The following is an 18,673-nucleotide window of genomic DNA, read 5'->3' on the forward strand; positions in this document are numbered from 1 at the left end:
GCCCGGCCTCCGCCCGACAACACACCGGCATGCCCGCTCATCCCGCGCCCCCTGCTCCCCCTGCTCCCCCTTCGACGGGGATCACCGCCCGCACTCGCCAGCCGCCGTCCCGCACCGGCCCCGCTTCGAGGTCGCCGCCCACTGCGGTGGCCCGTTCGCGCATGCCGATCAGGCCGTAGCCCTCGCCCGCCACAGCGTCCGGCGCAGAGCCGTCGTCGGTGATCTCCACCGTGACGGCGGCCTCCGTCGCGGCGACCGACACCGCCGCGTGCCGCGCACCCGCATGCTTGATCACGTTGGTCAGCGCCTCCTGGACGATGCGGTACGCCGCCAACTCCACCAGTTGCGGCAGCTCCCGGCCACCGGTGTCGGCGGGCAGGGTGGTGTGCAGGGACACCCGCAGGCCCGTACCGCGTACCCCCTCCACCAGTTCGGCCAGCTGCGCGAGGCGGGGCGCCGGGTCGACGGACGGTGCACGGTGTCCCGCGCGCAGTACGCCCACCGTGGCCCGCAGCTCGCGCACCGCCTCCTTGCCGGACGTCCGCACCTGCCGCATCGCCGTCCGTGCGACCTCCGGTCTGCTGTCGAGCGCGTCCAGGGCGAGACCCGCCTGCACGGTCATCGCCGACACGGTGTGGGCCACCACGTCGTGCAGTTCGCGCGCGATGCGCACCCGCTCCAGGTCGACCTTGCGCCGCGCCTCCCGCTCCCGGTCGGCCTCGGCACGCTCGGCCCGTGCGGCGTACTCCTCCAGCAACTCCCGGCGTCCGCGCACCACTTCACCGAGCAGCAGCGGCACGAGGGGCCAGAGCATCTCCAGGAGCGGGGCACCCTGAGGCTGCGCCACGTCCTTGCCCGCGATGACCGACACGACCCCCGAGACGACAGCCGCGACCACGGCGGTACGAAGGGTGCGGCGCCGGTCGCCCTGCGCGGCGAGGGCGTACAGCGCGACCATCACCGGCAGATTGAGCAGCTCCCCGATATGCCCGTAGAGCGCCCAGCCCGCGCAGGCCGCCCCGGTGACGACGGTGACGGCGACCGGCCACCGGCTGCGTACCAGGAGGGCCGCGACGGACACGGCGTACAGCAGCCACGTCAGCCAGTCGGCCTGGCGGTGCGCGGAGTCGTTGACCGCCGCGTCCAGGCCGGTGAGGAGCGCGACGACCCCGGCCACGGCCAGGTCCGTGAGCTGCGGCGACAAGGGCCACGCGAGGCGCCGCCGCCGGGAGCGGGAGGTGGGGGTCACGGAACTCACGATAGGAGCCTCGCGCGGAGGGTGCGTACGACAACGGGAGTACCCGCGAGGCGGCGCCCCGACCGGGTTCCCCGGCCGGTCCCTCCATCGTTCTCCCTACCGATCCCCTATCTAACCCTGAGATGTGTCAGGAATCTTTGACAGGTAGTGATACCTCATGTCAGCTTTTCTTGACAGGCACGAAAGAGAGGCCACGATGGCCGAGGTCCCGACCCCGGAACCGACGGGCGACGAGCTGCTGAAGGCACTCAGCGCGCTGGGCAATCCGCACCGCATGCGGATCGTCGCGGCGCTCACCGAGCGCCGCAATTACGTCAGCGCCCTCGCCCGCGAGATCGGCATGGGCCGTCCGCTGCTGCACATGCACCTGAAACTGCTCGAGGCCGCGGGTCTTGTCATCGGGTCGCTTGAGGTCGCCGAGGACGGCAAGTCCATGAAGTACTTCGAAGTGGCGCCGTTCCTCTATGAGTTGACGCCACAGCTGTTCGCAAGGGCGGTCCGCACCCTCTCCGAGGCCCGCCCCAAAGACACCGCGGAAGCCAAGAAATCCGCGGAACCCACGAAAGAGGAAGCGAAGTGAACGCACAACTGGTGACGCTCGCGGACGGCGGCGACTCCGTGGGCACATGGGTCGGGGGCGTCGGCGCGGCCGGCTTCTTCCTGCTGCTGATAGTGATCGTCTGGCAGGTCGCCGCCACCTGGCGGGCCCGCATGCTCGCCGCCCGCGAGGAGCAGTACAAGGCCCTGGCCTCGAAGTACGCACAGCTGCTCGAAGACAACGTCGAGCTGCACCGGCGCTCCGTCGAAGAGCTGAAGCAGACGCGTGAGGAGCTGGCGCAGACGCGCTACTCCGTCAGCTCGATGGAGAAGATGATGCGCGAGATCGAGTAGCCCCAGCTCTCCCCGGCCACGACCGGGTACGGCCGGGTACGGCCGGGAGCGGCAACTCCCGGCCGTACCAATGCGGTACACACCCCGGGCCCGAGCGGCCCGGACTCACACACCCACCCGTACGCCACGGCAGGCCATCACACCTTCAGCGCCGTGGTGCGGGCCCCGTGCGCCCTGTGCCGGTCACCGACCGGCGGCGCGCTCCGCACAAGAAGGAGACTACTCATGCGTCCGCTGCTCCGGCGCGTCGCCGCCGCACCCTCGGGCCGGCGCTCCAAATGGCTGGTCCTCGCCGTCTGGCTGATCCTCACCGTGGCGCTCGGCCCGCTGGCGGGCAAACTCGGCGACGTCGAGGACACCAGCGCCAACGCCTTCCTGCCGCGCGGCGCCGAATCCGCGCAGGTCAACACGGAGCTTGAGAGGTTCCGTGACGACGCCGTCATGCCGGCCGTCGTCATCTACACCGGCGAGGGCGCCAACGAGCGGGTGGCCGCCGCGGACCTGGCAGCGTTCGCGGAATTCACCGCCGACGGCGAGCAGGTCTCGCGACCTGCGCCGTCGGACGACGGGAAGGCCCAGCTGGTCGTCGTCCCGATGTCGAGCGATGACGACGTGACCGACAAGGTCGACGAACTGCGCGAGATCGCCGGCGCCGACGCGCCACCAGGCGTGGACGTCGAGGTCGGCGGTCCCGCGGCCTCCCTGACCGACCAGGTCGCCGTCTTCGACACCCTCGACTCGACGCTGATGATCGCCACCGGCACCGTCGTCGCCGTGCTGCTCCTGATCACCTACCGCAGCCCGATCCTGTGGCTGTTCCCGCTCATCTCGGTCGGCTTCGCCGCCGTCCTCACCCAGGTCGGCACCTACGCCCTGGCCAAGTACGCCGACCTGCCGGTGGATCCGCAGAGCGCGGGCGTCCTGATGGTGCTGGTCTTCGGCGTCGGCACCGACTACGCCCTGCTGCTCATCGCCCGCTACCGCGAGGAACTGCACCGGCAGGAGGACCGGCACAAGGCGATGGGCACCGCCCTGCGCCGCTCGGGCCCGGCGATCCTCGCGTCGGCCGGGACCATCGCGGCCGGCCTCGCCTGCCTCGCCTTCGCCGACATCAACTCCTCGCGTTCCCTGGGTCTGGTGGGCGCCGTGGGGGTGGTCTGCGCGCTCCTGGCGATGATCACCATCCTGCCCGCACTCCTTGTCGTCGCGGGCCGCTGGGTGTTCTGGCCGTTCGTGCCGAGGCACGGCACGCCCGCGCGCAAGGAACGCACGGTCTGGGCGCGCATCGGCACCGCCGTCGCACGGCGTCCCCGCTGGTCGTGGATGATGTCCGTCGCCGTCACCGGTGTCCTGGCGCTCAGCGCCTTCGGCATCAACATGGGCCTGACGCAGTCCGAGATGTTCCAGGACAAGCCCGAGTCGGTCGTCGCCCAGGAGAAGATCTCCGCCCACTACCCGTCGGGGGCGTCCGACCCCGCGAAGATCGTCACGAACACGGGTCAGGCCGCGCAGGTGCGTTCGGCCGCCTCCGAGGTCGACGGCGTCGCCCGGGTCGAGACCGGCGACCGCTCCCCCGGCGGCGAACTCACGCAGCTCTCCGTGGTGTTGAAGGCAACCCCGGACAGCCGGGCCGCCAAGGACACCGTCGACGCGCTGCGCGACGCCGTGCACTCGGTCGACGGCGCGGACGCCCTCGTCGGCGGCACCACGGCACAGACCCTCGACACCCAGCGCGCCGCCGACCGCGACCTGCGGACGGTCATCCCGATCGTCCTCCTGGTCGTGCTCGGCGTTCTCATCAGGCTGCTGCGCTCCCTGGTCGCCCCGCTCCTCCTCCTGGCGACAGTGGTCCTGTCCTTCCTCGCGGCCCTGGGCGCGTCGAACGTGCTCTTCGAGAGCGTGCTCGGCTTCGCGGGCGTCGACCACTCGATCCCCCTGATGGGCTTCGTCTTCCTGGTCGCGCTGGGCATCGACTACAACATCTTCCTGATGCACCGCGTCAAGGAGGAGGCCACCCGTCTCGGCCACGGCCGCGGCGTACTGGAGGGCCTGACGAGCACCGGTGGAGTGATCACCTCGGCGGGCATCGTGCTGGCCGCCACCTTCGCGGTCTTCGCCGGACTCCCCCTGGTGACGATGGCGCAGATGGGCGTGATCGTCGGCATCGGCGTCCTGCTCGACACGTTCCTCGTACGCACGGTCCTGGTGCCCGCCATCGCCCTGGACCTGGGCCACTGGTTCTGGTGGCCGGGCCGCCTCTTCCACGCCCTGCGCCATGAGGCGGCCGGCACGTCCCCCGAACGTGCCGAAGCGACGCCGAGGGCAACGGATCCGGCACGGGAACCTGCCTGAGCAGCCCGGCCGGACTGCCGGGGCCGCACATCACGCGGCCCCGGCGGTCCTCTGCCCCCGGCGGGCCGGACCGCGCCCTCGCCGCAGATCCAGCACCCCGAGCACCGTCCGCTCCACCGCGAGCAGCAAGGCAAGAGCGATGGCTACGACAAGACCCCACCCCACGTCGGGCAGCCACAGCAGCGCCATGGGGAGGGTGCCGTCGAGGGTTGCGGGGAGTTGCCAGAGGAGCGTCGCGAGGGTCAGCGCTGCGGTCGTCGAGGCGATGGTGGTGCTGATGATCCTGCGGCGGGAGCGGGAGCGGGCCGCGGCGCGGCGGCCCGGCCGTCGGCGCAGGGCCGGGGCGGCCAGGCTCAGGAGCAGCAGGGTGGCGAGGGTGGCCGTGGCCCAGGGCAGGGCGACGGCGAATCCGTCGGTCGGAGTGGTGCGGGGGTCGGCGCCGGACAGCAGTTGTGCCGTGCCGATCGCGGCGTCGCCGAACTCCTTGGCGCGCAGCTGGTAGTAGGCGTTCTGCAGGACGATCACGGCGCGGTCGCTGTCGGGCAGCATGACCAGCATCGCCTGGTAGCCGGGCAGCGCCCCGTCGTGCCAGACCATGCGTTCGCCCGTGCCCGCGAGCGTGCCGACCGACCAGCCGAGGCCGTAGCGGTCGGCGCTGCTTTCGACGTGGCCGCGCTGGGTGTCGGCGATGCCTTTCGCCGAAAGGACCCGGCGGCCGTCCAGGCTGCCGCCGCCCAGTTCGGCGAGGGCGAGACGAGCCAAGTCCTTTATGCTGCCGCCCACATGGCCGTACGGGACGCCCGAAGTGTCGTAGGGCGCGTCGAACGGGACCGGCGTGCCGAAGACGGAGCGGTGGCCTGGCGCCACCCGCTCGCGGGTGAAGTCCCGCTCGGTGGCGACGGCGTGCTCCATGCCGAGCGGGTCGAGGATCTTCTCGTGCAGGTAGGTGCCGAACGGCCGTCCTGACACCTTTTCGACCAGCGCGCCGAGTACTGCGTAACCGGCGCTGGAGTATGCGTACGAGCCGCCGGGCCGGTCGGCGGGTTCGATCCGGGCCAGGTCGCGGGCCGCGTCGGCGAGGGCACCGGGGGCGTTGTCGTAGCGGTCCCCGATCTCGCCGGATGCGGAGGTGGGGATGCCGCTGGTGTGGGTGAGCAGGTGCCGGACGGTGATGCGGTCGGACACCTCCGGGTCGGCAAGGCGGAACCACGGCAGGTACGTGCGCACCGGCGCGTCGAGTTCCACGCGGCCCGCCTCCACCTGCTGCATCACGGCCAGGCCGGTGACCGGCTTGGACAGCGAGCCCCACAGGAAGGGGGTGTCGGGCGTGACCGCCCGGCCCCGGCCGTCCTCGCCGAAGCCCCGCTGGTGCACGACGCGGCCGTCCTCGATCACGGCGAGCGCGGCTCCGGGCGTACCCGTCGCGTCGAGTCGCCCGCGGACGTAGGCGTCCACCTCGGACCAGTTCACCGTGCCGGCCGCCGCGGCGGCGGGCGGAGCCAAGCCCGTCACCACTCCGGCGACGAGCACCGCGGTCAGTATCAACTGCCCTAATCGCGTGCGCCATTGACGCCCTCGCGTCTTCACTGCCTCTGCCATGGCCGCAGCCCCCTCCGATCGGCGTCCGACGTTTTTACCATATGAGCATATGGTAAAAACACTCCGCAAGGTCAGTGGCGGACACGCGGCCGATACCCTGACGGCATGCCGAAGGTCGTCGATCACCGGGCAAGGCGCATCCAGGTCGCCGACGCCGTACAGAAGTTGGTCACCGAAGAGGGGCTCGACCGGGTCACCGTCGCGCGGACCGCCGCGACGGCGGGCTTCTCCGTCGGGCACGTACAGCACTACTTCCCGACCAAGGACGAGATGCTGCTCTTCACCCATGAGCGCGTCGTCCAGAAGATCCTCGACCGGGTCTCCGCCCTGGGGGAACGCGCCACGCGACAGCGACTGCCGATCCGCGACGTGGTCGTCGAAGGGCTCGCCGAATGGCTCCCGGCGGACGCGCGCCGCCGCTCGGCGCACCGGGTGGTGCTCGCCTTCCTGGGCCGCACCGTCGACAACCCCCGCCTGGCCCGGTCCCACGCCGAGACGGGCCGCCTCATCCGCTCGATGCTCGCCACGGCCGTCCACAACGGGAAAGAGTGCGGCGAGGTCCCGGCCGACACCGACCCGGACCTCGCCGCCCTCGAACTCCACTGCCTGACCGAGGGCCTGGCCCTGCAACTCGGCTCCGACACCGACACCGATCCCGACGCCGCCGACGCGCAGGCCGCCCTCGGCCTCGTCACCGCACGCGTGCGGGCCGTCTTCCCCGGCCGCTGCCGCCAGTACGGTTGAGCCGCGGCGGGGTCAGTCGGTGAGGGTGACGCAGGGAAGGCCCACGCTGTCGCCGCCTCGGAAGCCTTCCGCGCAGAGCCGGGTGCCTGCTGGGAAGTGGCGCTGTGGGTAGGCCTGGTCCCGGTAGGTCCTGAACGCGTCGACGTCCTCCACCTTGGTGTGGGCGCCCCAGCCGTTGGTGGTCCATACGCGTGCGTTGATGCGGTGCGGCTGGTTGGTGTTGACGACCGACACCTCGACCCGGCCGAGGTACGTGCCGCTGTCGTAGGTCTCGATGCAGACCGAGTGGTTGCACCACTTGCCGTCGGCCGCCGCCGGCGGCCCGCTGACGATGACACAGCCGAGCGCCGCGGCCATGGCGCCGGTCCACGCGGCGATCTTCCTGGTGATGCCGCTCAGGGCGGGCAGGTTGCGGGTGATGTGCATGGTGAGTGACCTCAAGTCTTCGTCGTGGCCCGACCGGACATGCCGGGCCCCCGCCGACCAACGCGAGGGCAAGATCATCGGTTACGCGGCTTCCCCCTCGCCACGCAGCCGGACGCCGAGCGCCAGGCCGCTGCTCACACTTGTTCCGGGTCAGGACGCGGGAGTCGGGACAGCGAAAGCCGGGACAGCGAAAGCCAATCCATCCCGCGCCCGTCGGCGAATCGTCTGTGTCCGACAGGGTTGTGAGGGACCCGGCCAGGACGAACGGAGGTGGCGACGGGCGTAGGTGATCCCGGTGGAGTGTCGAGGCGTGCGCCTCCTCCGCCCGGACGCTGCCGTCGCCGCCTCCGCCCTTCCGCCCTTCCGCCCTTCAGCCCTTCAGCCCTTCAGCCCGCGGGCATCGCCCACCCGCCCCGCCCTTGGCAGCAGGCCGAGCGGGCCGCCGATCGCACGGCGCGAAACGACCGACCGACCAGGCATCGGCGTGGCGGCTGTGACCATCCCAAGATTCACTCGTTTGAACGTGGTCAGGACGCAACGTCGTCAGCCTTTGGAAGGCTCTTGATCGATGAGCACATCGCAACGGCGCTCCGCGAGAGTGTCCGGGCGGGTGGCCCTTGACCAGGCCGAAGCCGTCATTGTCGACCAGTACACCCGGCTCGTACGCCTCGCCTATCTCACGCTCCCCCACACCCTCAGCAGGCACCGGCGGGTCCTCGTCGCGCATGCGCTCGTCCAGCGCGCCCTGCCCGGATTCGGCATAGCGCGAGCAGGGTTCCGTGTGCCGGGACAGCGAAGGGGCACCCCCGCACCCGCGTTGGCCCGCACGCGAGCGAGCATCCTGCGCTCGGCGCTTGCCTATGAGCGCCGTCCGCGCGGCTGGCCGGGCTTCCTGCCGCCTCCCCGCACGCTGCGCCCCATGCTTCCGGTGGTCTGGGGGCTGCGGCTGTTCCCCCGCGCGGGCGGCGGCGAGGAGATCGCGCTCGGGCAGATCCTCGCCGAGGTTCCCGCCCCCGTCCGAGCGGCATTCGTGCTGCTCCAGGTGGAGGATCTGTCCCGCTCAGAGGTCGTCGAGCTGCTCACCGCCGCCGATGCGCCCGAGCCGGAACAGGCGCTGATCGCCGCCTGCGGACTTGAGGTGAGTACGGGCGAGGCGAGGGAAACCCTGCTGCGCTCGCGAGAGTTCGACGCCTGTTCCGTACAGACCCGCCCGACCGATCTGCTGCGCCGCAGACGCCGGTTCCAGCTCGCCTGGCTCACCGCGGGCATCGTCGCCCTCTGTTGTGCGGTATTGCTCACCACCGTCGGGAGCTCGCCGTCGTCGGAGCCCGCCCGCACAGTGGACGTGGAGCCCGCGATCAGGGCCTCCCAGTTGGTCCATACCCCACGTGACGTCTGGGACGACACCTCGCGCGTGGACTTCACCGCGTGGCCGGCCCGGGGCCCGCGGGTCGGGGACGTCGGCCTCGTCACACGCGCGCTCGCCACCTGGACCGAGCCGCCGCGCGGCACCCGGGTCGAGGTGGCCAAAGCCACCAGTGCCGAACCACCGCCCGGCAACACCCAGTTGCTGTACGCGGGCGATGTCGGCGGGGAGGCGGTCGTGCTGTTCCACGACGGTCGGCGCGTCGTGCGCTACAGCGAACCGCCTTCCCCGCTGGACCCCGCGTCCCTGGACATCTCCCGCTCCGACGAGGCCGACGTGACCACGGCAGCCACGCTCGTCGTCAGCCGCAAGGAAGGCAAGGTCCGCTACCTCACCGCCCCCTGGATCGCCGAGGCCCAGACGCGCGACCTGCTGACCCCCAACTCCCCCGGCCGTCCGCTCGACGTGTCGGACGCGGGCGTCACCGGCGCCGTCCGCGAGCTGCCGGACAGCAAGGGATCGTGCGACAGCCTGCCGGTACTGCAACTGCGCTCCTCCAGCAAGATCGTGGAGAAGCACGCCTTCCTCGTGGCCGACCTGGGCGGCCTCACTCCCGTACATCTCAGCTACACACCACTGCCCGGCACCGGAGCCCCGCCCCGGCAGCCCCGCGAGGCCACCAGCGCCGAGGCCCTGCAGAGTTGGGCCCGTACCGCGTGCCGGCTCCCCGAAATGCGGCACAGCGGGGTGCGGGCCGTCAACCAGTGGGACTTCGCCGAGCAGGACCTGCCCGAGCGAGGCGGCGACGCGGTGTGGTCCTGCACCCGGTCCTCCACCTGGCGCGGCCCCGGCGACGTCCTCGTGCAGTTCCGTACGTCCAAAGAGTCGGCCACCGCACCGGCGAAGGTCGTCGGACAGGCGCGCTCGACCGCTTCTTGCAGCCGGTTCGGCCAGCACATTGTGGCCAGTACCCCCTGGACGGCGGGCTCGGGGCGCCACTATCTCCTCGCCGCGGGCAGCCGCGAGGTCACCGGAATCGATGTGAAGGGTGAGGTCGAGGCGGCCGAGAAGGGCCGCTCACTGGCCGTCAAGGCTCCCGAGAACCCCGATGTGACCGTGCGGGCACGAATGAAGGACGGTGAGACCCTGGACGAGGTCGGCTCGCGTCCCTAGGCGGGCCGGTCGGAGCCCGACGAGCGCCGGTGGCGGAGGCAACCGCGTCGTACGACCCATCCGACACCGGCGCGGCTCCGAATCAGTCACGTCCGGCGCGTACGGCCGGTCACCGACATGCCGAGGAGACCCTGTGCCCTTCCGCGACGGCCACCGCACGGCGCTGGTGCCGCTAGGACCGGTCGAGAAGCCACGCGCCGCCGTGCTGATGCTGCACGGCGGCCGTGAGCACGGGACCGACGCGCCCCCGCCGTGGAATCTGCCGGGCGCCCGGCTGCGCCTCTTCGAGAGCGCCATCCGCCGGTCCACGGCGGGTGGCGACGTACTGATCGGGCGGGTGCGCTATCGCCACCGCGGCTGGAACGGAGAGCGGGCGGACGCGGCGCAGGACGCACACCGGGCCCTGCGTGAGCTCGAAGAGCTCGCCGGGGACGTCCCGACCGTTCTGGTGGGGCACTCGATGGGGGCCCGCGCCGCACTGCGGACCGGCGGGGACCCACTGGTGCGAGGGATCGTCGGCCTCGCCCCCTGGTGCCCCGCCGAGGACCCCGTGGAGCAGCTGCGCGGCCGCCGCGTGGTGCTGCTGCACGGCGACAGGGACCGTACGACCGACCCCCGGTCATCACTGGATTTCACGGCCCGCGCCGGTGCCGCGGGCGCGGAGGCGGCCAGTGTCCTGATGGACGGCAGCGACCACGCCATGCTGAGACGGGCCGCCGCATGGCACGAGCTGACCGGCGGGGCGGTGGCCGGGTTCCTGGGCCTCGCCGAGCTCCCTCCCGTGATCGCCGACCAGCTTCCCCCCACCGGTACGCGGTGGTGAGACAGCCCCCCACCGTGGCGAAACAAAGATCGTGGCGCTCATGACCAAGCCATGGCCCGTGCCGCTCCGAATCATCTTCAGAGCACGTCCGGCAGGTCCGGACGAGGAGATGGGACGGCATGAGAGAACAGCGACGGCGTACCGCGGTGGTGGGATCCGGGGTGGCGGGGCTCACCGCCGCCTACATCCTGCGATCCGCACATGACGTGACCCTCTACGAGGCTGACAACCGCCTCGGGGGGCACGCCCACACCCACGACGTCACCGGGTCGGACGGCCGGTCTCGCAGCGTGGACTCCGGTTTCATCGTGCACAACGACCGCACCTATCCGAACCTGCTCCGCCTCTTCAGGGAACTGGCCGTCACCTCGCGCCCGACGGAGATGAGCATGTCCGTGCGGTGCGAGGGCTGCGGCCTGGAATACGCGGGCGCGCGCGGCCCGCGCGGCCTGTTCGCGCAGCCGCGCAACGCGCTGCGCGGCCCGTATCTGCGCATGCTCCTGGAGATACCGCGCTTCCACCGCAGGGCCTCGGAGTTCCTGGCGCAGAGCGCGGACGCGGACGGAACGGGCCCCGAGGAGACGTTCGGCGCGTTCCTCGCCCGCCACCGCTTCTCCGCGTACTTCGTGCGGCACTTCGCCGTGCCCCTCGTCTCGGCGGTGTGGTCCTGCCCGCCCGGTACGGCCCTGCGCTATCCGGCCCGCTATCTGTTCCGCTTCCTGGACCACCACGGGATGCTCACCGTGACCGGATCGCCCGCCTGGCGCACCGTGGCCGGCGGCTCGCGCGAGTACGTGGAGCGCATCGGCAAGCAACTCCAGGCCGTGCACACGTCGACGCCGGTGCGAGCGGTGCACCGCGGCGACGGCCGCGTGACGATCACCACCGAGGACGGCGCGACCGACCACTACGACTCCGTGGTCATCGCCGTCCATCCGGACCAGGCGCTGCGGCTGCTCGCGGACGCGACCGGGCAGGAACGCGAGATCCTGGGAGCCTTCCGCTACTCCGCCAACCCCGCCCAGCTGCACACCGACACCACGGTCCTGCCGCGCGGCCGCGCCGCGCGCGCCTCGTGGAACTATCTGCTCCCCTCGTGCGCGGCCACCACCGACCACGTGCAGGTCAGTTACGACATGACCCGCCTGCAACACCTCGACGCCCCCGAGCGGTACGTGGTGACCCTGGGCGGCGAAAGCATGGTAAAGCCCGAGCGAGTCCTGGCCCGGATGGCGTACGAACACCCCGTCTACACCCCGGAGTCGCTCGCCGCGCAACGCCGACTGCCCTCGCTGAACGGTCCCGTCACCGCCTTCGCGGGCGCCTACCACGGCTGGGGCTTCCACGAGGACGGCTGCCGCTCGGGGGTCGAGGCGGCCCTGGCGATGGGGGTGCGCTGGTGAACGCATCCCCCGGCCCGGCACCCACGCTGTATCCGAGCGTCATCACCCACGTCCGCACGAGCCCGCGGCACTACAAGCTCACCCACCGCACGTACCTGTGGCTGATCGACCTGGACGCCCCTCCCCGGCTGCCCCGCGCGCTGCGCCCCCTCGCCCGGTTCGACGGACGCGACCACTTCGGCGGCCGGACCACCGACATCAAGGCCGGGCTCCAGGCCTTCCTCGACACCCACGGGATCACGCTGGACGGCGGCAGGGTGCTGATGCTCGCGCACGCGCGCGTCCTCGGCTACGTCTTCAACCCGCTGTCCCTGTACTGGTGTCACGGCCCCGGCGGCGAACTGCGCTGTGTCGTGGCCGAGGTGCACAACACCTACGGCGAGCGGCACTGCTATCTGCTCGGCCCCGACGCGGCACAGAACGCGGACGTGCCCAAGGAGTTCTACGTCTCGCCCTTCTTCCCCGTCGAGGGCGAGTACCGGATGCGGCTGCCCGTGCCGGACGAACGCCTCGGCATCACCCTGCACTTCCAGCACGGCGGCACGCGCACATTCACGGCGACCGTGCGCGGCAGCCGCCGCCCGGCCACCACCGGGGTGCTGCTGCGGGCCGCCGTCCGCCACCCCTGGTCCACGGTGGCCGTCTCCGTGGCCATCCGGCGGCACGGCATCGCCCTGTGGCTGCGCGGCCTGCCCGTGAAGGACCGACCCCGACACCGTCCCCAGGAGGGCCTGAAGTGAGTACGTCCGTATCCGGTGCACCCGGCGTTTCCCGTCCGCCGGGTCCGATCGACGCCGAACGGTGGCCCGATGTCGTGGCCGTTCCGCGCTGCTCCGCGGTGCGCCTCGCGCTGACCCGGATCGTCGTGCGCCACGCCCTGGACGGATTGCCTCTGACGGTGGCGATGGGCGGCGGTGAACGCATCGGCCGGGGCGGCCCGTTGCTCGACGTCCACGATCCCGACAGCTTCCTGCGGCGTATCGGCACGAACGGACTCGTCGGCTTCGGCGAGTCGTACATGGCGCACGAGTGGGACGCGCAGGACCTCGTCGCGGTGCTCACGGTGCTCGCCGACCACGCGGCCACGCTGGTCGCGCCCTCGCTCCAGCGGCTGCGTGCCCTGTGGGCGCCCGCGCAGCCGGCCGGGCAGCGCAACACCCCCGACGGCGCGCAGGCCAACATCAGCCACCATTACGACCTGTCGAACGACCTGTTCGCGCTGTTCCTCGACGAGTCCCTGAGCTACTCCTCCGCACTCTTCGACCAACTGCCCGCGGCCTGGCCCGATCTGGAGGCGGGCCAGCAGCGCAAGATCGACAGGATGCTGGACCTGTGCGGCGTGGGCCCCGGCACACGGCTGCTCGAGATCGGTACGGGCTGGGGCGCCCTGGCCATCGGCGCGGCGGCCCGGGGCGCGAGCGTCCACTCGGTCACCCTCTCCGCCGAACAGCGCGACCTGGCCAGGGAGCGGGTGCGTGCCGCCGGCCACGAGGACCGGGTCCGCATCGAGCTGTGCGACTACCGCCAGGTGCGGGGGCAGTACGACGCGATCGCCAGCGTCGAGATGATAGAGGCGGTCGGCGCGGAGTACTGGCCCACCTTCTTCCGCACCCTGGACAGCCTCCTCGCACCCGGCGGATCGGTGGCACTCCAGGCGATCACCATGCCGCACGACCGCATGATCGCCGCCCGGAACACCTACACCTGGGTGCAGAAGTACATCTTCCCCGGCGGGCAACTGCCCTCCGTCCGTGCCATCGAGGAGACCGCGCGCGCCCACACCGGGCTGCGGGTCACCGCGTGCGAGGGATTCGGCGCGCACTACGCACAGACGCTGAAGCTGTGGCGCGAGCGCTTCGCGCAGCAGGACGACGCGGTGGGGCAGCTGGGCTTCGACGCCACCTTCCGGCGCATGTGGGACTTCTATCTCGCCTACTCCGAGGCGGGCTTCGGCTCCGGCTACCTCGACGTGCACCAGATCCAGCTGACCGGACAGCAGAGCGGGCAGCCTACGGAACAAGGAGCAGGGCAGTGACCACGACCGCAGAACGCCTTGGCGGACTTCTCACCGACGTGCTGGGCGGTCCGGTGCCGCTGCGGCTGCGCGCCTGGGACGGCAGCGAGTGCGGACCGCCCGGCGCCCCGGTCGTGATCGTCCGCTCCCGGCGGGCGCTGCGCCGCCTGCTCTGGCAGCCGGGCGAACTCGGCCTGGCCGAGGCGTACATCACCGGTGACATAGACATCGAGGGCGACCTCGCCGACGGACTGCGGACCATGTGGGCCGGAGCCCGCGAGCAGCGGCTCGCCCCGGCCAGGCCCGGCGTGGGGCAGCTGGCGGCCGCCGTGACGGCCGCGGCCCGGCTCGGCGCCGTCGGCCCGCCGCCGAAGGCGCCCGCGGGCCGGGCCCGGTTGCGGGGCGTACGGCACAGCACCGCTAGGGACCGCGCGGCCATCAGCCACCACTACGACGTCTCCCATCACTTCTACGAGCTGCTGCTCGACCCCTCGATGGCGTACTCGTGCGCCTACTGGGAGAGCGAGGAGCCGCGCTACGGCCTCGCGGACGCCCAGCGCGCCAAGCTGGAACTCACCTGCCGGAAGCTGGGCCTGACCCCCGGATCCCGGCTGCTCGACGTCGGCTGCGGCTGGGGAGCGCTCACCCTCCACGCGGCCGAGCAGTACAAGGCCCAGGTCACGGCCGTGACGCTCTCCCGTGAGCAGCGGGACTTCGTGCGGGCACGGGTGCGCGAGCGGGGCCTGGAGGACCAGGTCGACGTACAGCTGCGGCACTACCGCGCCATCGAGGACGGCCAGTACGAGGCCATCAGCGTGATCGAGATGGGCGAGCACGTGGGAGACGCGGAGTATCCGGGGTTCGCGGCCCAACTGCACGGGCTGCTGCGGCCGCAGGGCCGGATCCTCGTCCAGCAGATGTCCCGCGGAGCCAGGGCGCCGGGCGGCGGCGCGTTCATCGAGTCGTACATCGCGCCCGACATGCACATGCGCCCCCTGGGCGAGACGATCGGGCTGTGGGAGGGAGCCGGTTTCGAGGTGCGTTCGGCCGAGTCGCTGCGCGAGCACTACGTACGCACCGTCGACGCGTGGCGCGCCACGCTCGAGGAGCGCTGGGAGGAGTTCGTCTCGCTGGTCGGGGCGGAGGCGGCCAGGACCTGGCGGCTGTATCTCGTGGGCGGATCACTCGCGTTCGAGGAGAGGCGCATGGGCGTGGACCAGATTCTCGCCGTACGCACCAGTGACCGGGGCTGGTCGGGGATGCCCACCGCGACGGCCGGCTCGTTCCGCGGGGACAGCGCGTCGTACGGCGGGGACGGTGCGTCGTGAACGGCTTCGACTGGGGTGCGTTCGGGGTCAATCTCGCCTACGCGGCCCTCACCGCCCTGGCCGTCCTCCTGATCACCTTCGCGTTCGCGCTGTACCGCGGGCTGCACCGCGTCGTGGACATCGCGTGGGGTGTCGCCTTCGCGGCCGTGGCCCTCACGACGTACGTCCTCTCGGCGGGCCACGGTGACGACGGGCGGCGGCTGCTCGTAACGGCCCTGACGATGGTGTGGGGCCTGCGGCTCGCCGGGCACATCGCCTGGCGCGGCCGGGGCCACGGCGAGGACCCGCGCTACGAGCGGATGCTGGCCAAGGCTCCGGGCAGCCGGGCCGCGTACGCCCTGCGCATGGTCTATCTGCTGCAGGGCGGGCTGGTCTGGCTGGTGTCCCTGCCCGTGCAGGCCGCCGCCTACATCGCCGGGCCGATGAGCGCGCTCGCTGTCCTCGGGGGGCTCCTGTGGCTGGTCGGCCTGGCCTTCGAGGCGGTCGGGGACCATCAACTCGCCCGGTTCAAGGCGGACCCGGCCAACAAGGGCCGCCTCATGGACCGCGGCCTCTGGTCCTGGACGCGCCACCCGAACTACTTCGGTGACTTCTGCGTCTGGTGGGGCCTGTTCCTCATCACGTGCGAGGCTCCCGTGGCGGCGGCCGCCACGATCATCAGCCCGCTGGTGATGACCTATCTGCTGACGCGGGGCAGCGGCAAGGCACTCCTCGAACGGCACATGGCGCAGCGTCCCGGCTACGCCGCCTATCAGCAGCGCACCTCAGGATTCTTTCCGCGGCCACCCCGCAAGACGGAAAGGTAATCCTCTGCTCAACAGAAAGAATAGGAACCGGTTAATTGCGTTCCTTACCATTCTCCGACCGAATCTGACCGCCATATGACTGATATAAGGCGACCGATCGCGGTAGCGTGGTGAGGTTTCCGTGAATTCCTCAACTGGAGCATGAACGCGGTTCTGTTGCTGGCATTGGGCGACCTTCGACAAGGGGGACCGTAGTTCCGTCGCCAGCGGGACATGTCTCCCGGCCCCCTGCGGCCGGCCCTCACACCGCCCTGAGCGCGGCGAAGTCCCGGCGTACGGTCGCCGGCTGCTGTGGACGGTGTGCCCATGGAAGGGAGAGGCGGCATGACCGCCATGTCCGAGTGGCAGCGCGAGGAGCGTCTGGCGTCCGCATTCGGGGATCTCGCTGCCCCACTGGTGCGGGACGTGAGCGCGACCGACGTTCTGCACACCCTGACGGAGCACTGCGTCGACCTGCTGGGCGTCTCGGCGTCCGGGGCCCTGCTCGACGTTCCGCACGGCCGTGGTGCGGAGGTCGTGGCCTCCGACGAGTACACCCGGTCACTGGAGCACTTCGGCCTCGAATGGGACGAGGGCCCGTGCGTGGACTGCTGCCGCTCCCCCCTTACCGACATCTCCGAGATCCGCCTCGACGCCGACGACGCCTGTCCACGGTGGCCGCGGTTCACGCCGCGCGCCCTGCTCCTCGGCTTCACCTCGGTCGCCACGGTCCCGCTGCGTCACCAGGACACGGTGGTCGGTGCCCTGAGCCTCTTCCATGACCGGCAAAGACCCCTGGACGAAGCCGAACTGCGACTTGCCCGGGCACTGGCGGACGGCGCCGCCGTCTGCGTGGTCCAGCAGCAGGTCGTGCACGAGCAGATGACGCAGATCGCGCGGCTGCAGACCTCCCTCGACACCCGCATCGTCATCGAGCAGGCCAAGGGATACCTCTCCAACTCCCGTAAATGCAGCGCGGACCAGGCGTACATCCGCATGCGGACGTACGCCCGGAACCGGCAGCTCAAGCTCTCCGACGTGGCCCACCAGGTCCTGAACGGCGAAGCCGGGGTCACACTCCTCGATCCCAAGCGCTGAGCTGCTGCCCTCAGCGGCGCCTGAGCGTACGCCTGAGCAGGATGCCGATCCCCACCAGGGTGATCGCGGCCACCCCGATACCCAGCAGTGCGATGTCCCGCTGCCCGCTCTCCGCCAACTCGTCGGGGGGCGAGGAGGGATAGGTGGGGGCAGGGGATTCCGGGCCGCCGGTGTCCGAGGGTGCGGGGGTGGGAGTGGGTTCCCGTGTCGTGGACGGGGTGGGGCTGGGCTCGTCGGTGGGCTCGTCCGTAGGCGTGGGTTCGTCGGTGGGCTCGTCCGTGGGAGTGGGCGTCGGCTCGTCCGTCGGCGTCAAGTCTGTCGGCGTGGGCGTCGGCTCATCCGTCGGGGTCGGGGTCGGCTCGTCCGTCGGCGTCGGAGTGGGCTCGTCCGTCGGGGTCGGGGTCGGCTCGTCCGTCGGGGTCGGGGTCGGCTCGTCCGTCGGCGTCGGCGTCGGCTCGTCCGTCGGCGTCGGCGTCGGCTCGTCCGTCGGCGTCGGCGTCGGCTCATCCGTCGGCGTCGGCGTCGGCTCATCCGTCGGCGTCGGCGTCGGCGTGGGTGTGCCGGGCGGGATTACTTCGGTGGTGGCGCAGGAGCGGTTGTTCTCGGTGTTGTTCTCCCGCGAACCGGTGTAGACCTGGGCGCAGTTGGTGATGGTCTCGCCGGCCACGTCGGGGTTGGCGCGCATCGTGACGGTGAAGGTGCGCGTCTCGTCCGGGGCGAGGGTGTTGAGCGGGCAGCTGAGCGTGAGGCCGGTGTCCGGGCACTCGTCGGGGCGCTCTTCGATGGTGGAGAGCTGGTTGTTGGTGGGGTCCTGGACGGTGACGTCGACGGCGTTCGAGGGGCCGTGGTTGGTCACCGTCACGGTGAAGGTATAGGTGCCGTCGGCCTCGACCTGCTCGGTCGCCGTCTTCGTGATCTCCACGTCCGTCAGGGTGGTGGACTGCGAGATCAGGGTGGTGGAGGCGTCCTGCGACGAGCCGTCCTGGCGGACTTCGGCCTGGTTCCTGATGTTGGTTCCGTCGGACAGGGACGGGTCGACGGAGACGGGGATCCGGAACTCCCGTGTGCCGCCCGCCGGCACGGTGACGCCCGAGCCTCCGCAGGTGACCGTCTGCCCCTCCGCGGCGCAGGAGCCGGGGAGCGCGCCGACGCTGACCCCGTCCCCCAGCTGGTCGGTCACCGTGACACCCGTGGCGTCCTGGTCGCCGCTGTTCGTCACGGTCAGGGTGTAGACGGCGTCGTCGCCGATGACCAGTGGATCGGGTGTCACCGACTTCCAGATCTGCAGATTGGCCGCCGCCCGGACGCCCGTTCCGGCGCCGATGGGAACGGCCTGCCCGGTGGAGGCGACTGCGGACATCACCACTGCGGCGGAAATGGTCGCTCCGCGGCTCAGTTTCGCAAGCCTCACGT

The 18,673-nt window shown here is 71.4% G+C and carries 16 protein-coding genes; 12 read left to right on the plus strand and 4 right to left on the minus strand.

Annotated features, from left to right (window positions below; all coding sequences use genetic code 11):
* Positions 1 to 37: 37 nt before the first annotated feature.
* Entirely contained in the window at positions 38 to 1,249 is a 1,212-nt protein-coding gene (locus tag ACWFR3_RS19360; protein ID WP_453735812.1) for a sensor histidine kinase, read from the minus strand.
* A gap of 205 nt (positions 1,250 to 1,454) precedes the next feature.
* Here ACWFR3_RS19360 and ACWFR3_RS19365 point away from each other — a divergent pair, with 205 nt between their 5' ends.
* The 3 genes from ACWFR3_RS19365 to ACWFR3_RS19375 all read left to right on the plus strand — a co-directional run bounded on the left by ACWFR3_RS19365 (position 1,455) and on the right by ACWFR3_RS19375 (position 4,501).
* Positions 1,455 to 1,838, plus strand: a complete 384-nt coding sequence (locus tag ACWFR3_RS19365; RefSeq protein WP_453735813.1) for an ArsR/SmtB family transcription factor — start codon at positions 1,455 to 1,457, stop codon at positions 1,836 to 1,838.
* Complete coding sequence (locus ACWFR3_RS19370) at positions 1,835 to 2,149, plus strand: hypothetical protein (RefSeq protein WP_453735814.1); 315 nt, start codon at positions 1,835 to 1,837, stop codon at positions 2,147 to 2,149. Before ACWFR3_RS19365 ends, ACWFR3_RS19370 begins: the two co-directional genes overlap by 4 nt.
* A gap of 225 nt (positions 2,150 to 2,374) precedes the next feature.
* The gene (locus ACWFR3_RS19375; RefSeq protein WP_453735815.1) at positions 2,375 to 4,501 is read left to right on the plus strand and encodes an MMPL family transporter; all 2,127 of its coding nucleotides are present in this window, start codon (positions 2,375 to 2,377) and stop codon (positions 4,499 to 4,501) included.
* 30 nt (positions 4,502 to 4,531) lie between these two features.
* Here ACWFR3_RS19375 and ACWFR3_RS19380 read toward each other — a convergent pair whose 3' ends face one another.
* Positions 4,532 to 6,100: a serine hydrolase domain-containing protein gene (locus tag ACWFR3_RS19380; protein ID WP_453735816.1), complete on the minus strand. Its 1,569-nt coding sequence runs from the start codon at positions 6,098 to 6,100 to the stop codon at positions 4,532 to 4,534.
* Positions 6,101 to 6,205: 105 nt separating this feature from the next.
* Between ACWFR3_RS19380 and ACWFR3_RS19385 the strand changes: the two genes are divergently transcribed.
* Entirely contained in the window at positions 6,206 to 6,844 is a 639-nt protein-coding gene (locus ACWFR3_RS19385) for a TetR/AcrR family transcriptional regulator (protein WP_453735817.1), read from the plus strand.
* Positions 6,845 to 6,856: 12 nt separating this feature from the next.
* On the opposite strand, the gene ACWFR3_RS19390 is transcribed toward ACWFR3_RS19385, so the two are convergent.
* Positions 6,857 to 7,270, minus strand: coding sequence for a hypothetical protein (locus ACWFR3_RS19390; RefSeq protein WP_453735818.1), 414 nt, complete (start codon positions 7,268 to 7,270; stop codon positions 6,857 to 6,859).
* 568 nt (positions 7,271 to 7,838) lie between these two features.
* Between ACWFR3_RS19390 and ACWFR3_RS19395 the strand changes: the two genes are divergently transcribed.
* The 8 genes from ACWFR3_RS19395 to ACWFR3_RS19430 all read left to right on the plus strand — a co-directional run bounded on the left by ACWFR3_RS19395 (position 7,839) and on the right by ACWFR3_RS19430 (position 17,260).
* Positions 7,839 to 9,809, plus strand: coding sequence for a hypothetical protein (locus tag ACWFR3_RS19395; protein ID WP_453735819.1), 1,971 nt, complete (start codon positions 7,839 to 7,841; stop codon positions 9,807 to 9,809).
* A 133-nt stretch (positions 9,810 to 9,942) separates the two neighbouring features.
* Complete coding sequence (locus tag ACWFR3_RS19400; RefSeq protein ID WP_453735820.1) at positions 9,943 to 10,632, plus strand: alpha/beta hydrolase; 690 nt, start codon at positions 9,943 to 9,945, stop codon at positions 10,630 to 10,632.
* A gap of 119 nt (positions 10,633 to 10,751) precedes the next feature.
* On the plus strand, positions 10,752 to 12,035 hold the full coding sequence (locus tag ACWFR3_RS19405) for an NAD(P)/FAD-dependent oxidoreductase (protein ID WP_453735821.1): 1,284 nt from the start codon (positions 10,752 to 10,754) through the stop codon (positions 12,033 to 12,035).
* Entirely contained in the window at positions 12,032 to 12,775 is a 744-nt protein-coding gene (locus ACWFR3_RS19410; protein ID WP_453735822.1) for a DUF1365 domain-containing protein, read from the plus strand. Before ACWFR3_RS19405 ends, ACWFR3_RS19410 begins: the two co-directional genes overlap by 4 nt.
* Positions 12,772 to 14,070, plus strand: coding sequence for a class I SAM-dependent methyltransferase (locus ACWFR3_RS19415; protein WP_453735823.1), 1,299 nt, complete (start codon positions 12,772 to 12,774; stop codon positions 14,068 to 14,070). The genes ACWFR3_RS19410 and ACWFR3_RS19415 overlap by 4 nt, the downstream gene beginning before the upstream one ends.
* Entirely contained in the window at positions 14,067 to 15,377 is a 1,311-nt protein-coding gene (locus ACWFR3_RS19420; protein ID WP_453735824.1) for a class I SAM-dependent methyltransferase, read from the plus strand. The genes ACWFR3_RS19415 and ACWFR3_RS19420 overlap by 4 nt, the downstream gene beginning before the upstream one ends.
* Complete coding sequence (locus ACWFR3_RS19425) at positions 15,374 to 16,183, plus strand: DUF1295 domain-containing protein (RefSeq protein ID WP_453735825.1); 810 nt, start codon at positions 15,374 to 15,376, stop codon at positions 16,181 to 16,183. Before ACWFR3_RS19420 ends, ACWFR3_RS19425 begins: the two co-directional genes overlap by 4 nt.
* A gap of 324 nt (positions 16,184 to 16,507) precedes the next feature.
* Positions 16,508 to 17,260 (plus strand): ANTAR domain-containing protein, encoded by a 753-nt coding sequence (locus tag ACWFR3_RS19430; RefSeq protein WP_453735826.1) that lies wholly within the window; start codon positions 16,508 to 16,510, stop codon positions 17,258 to 17,260.
* A gap of 10 nt (positions 17,261 to 17,270) precedes the next feature.
* Here ACWFR3_RS19430 and ACWFR3_RS19435 read toward each other — a convergent pair whose 3' ends face one another.
* Positions 17,271 to 18,671 carry a hypothetical protein gene (locus ACWFR3_RS19435; RefSeq protein WP_453735827.1) on the minus strand — a complete coding sequence of 467 codons (1,401 nt, stop codon included), beginning with the start codon at positions 18,669 to 18,671 and terminating at the stop codon, positions 17,271 to 17,273.
* Positions 18,672 to 18,673 lie beyond the last annotated feature (2 nt).

It is taken from the genome of Streptomyces sp. NPDC055189 (assembly GCF_053606765.1).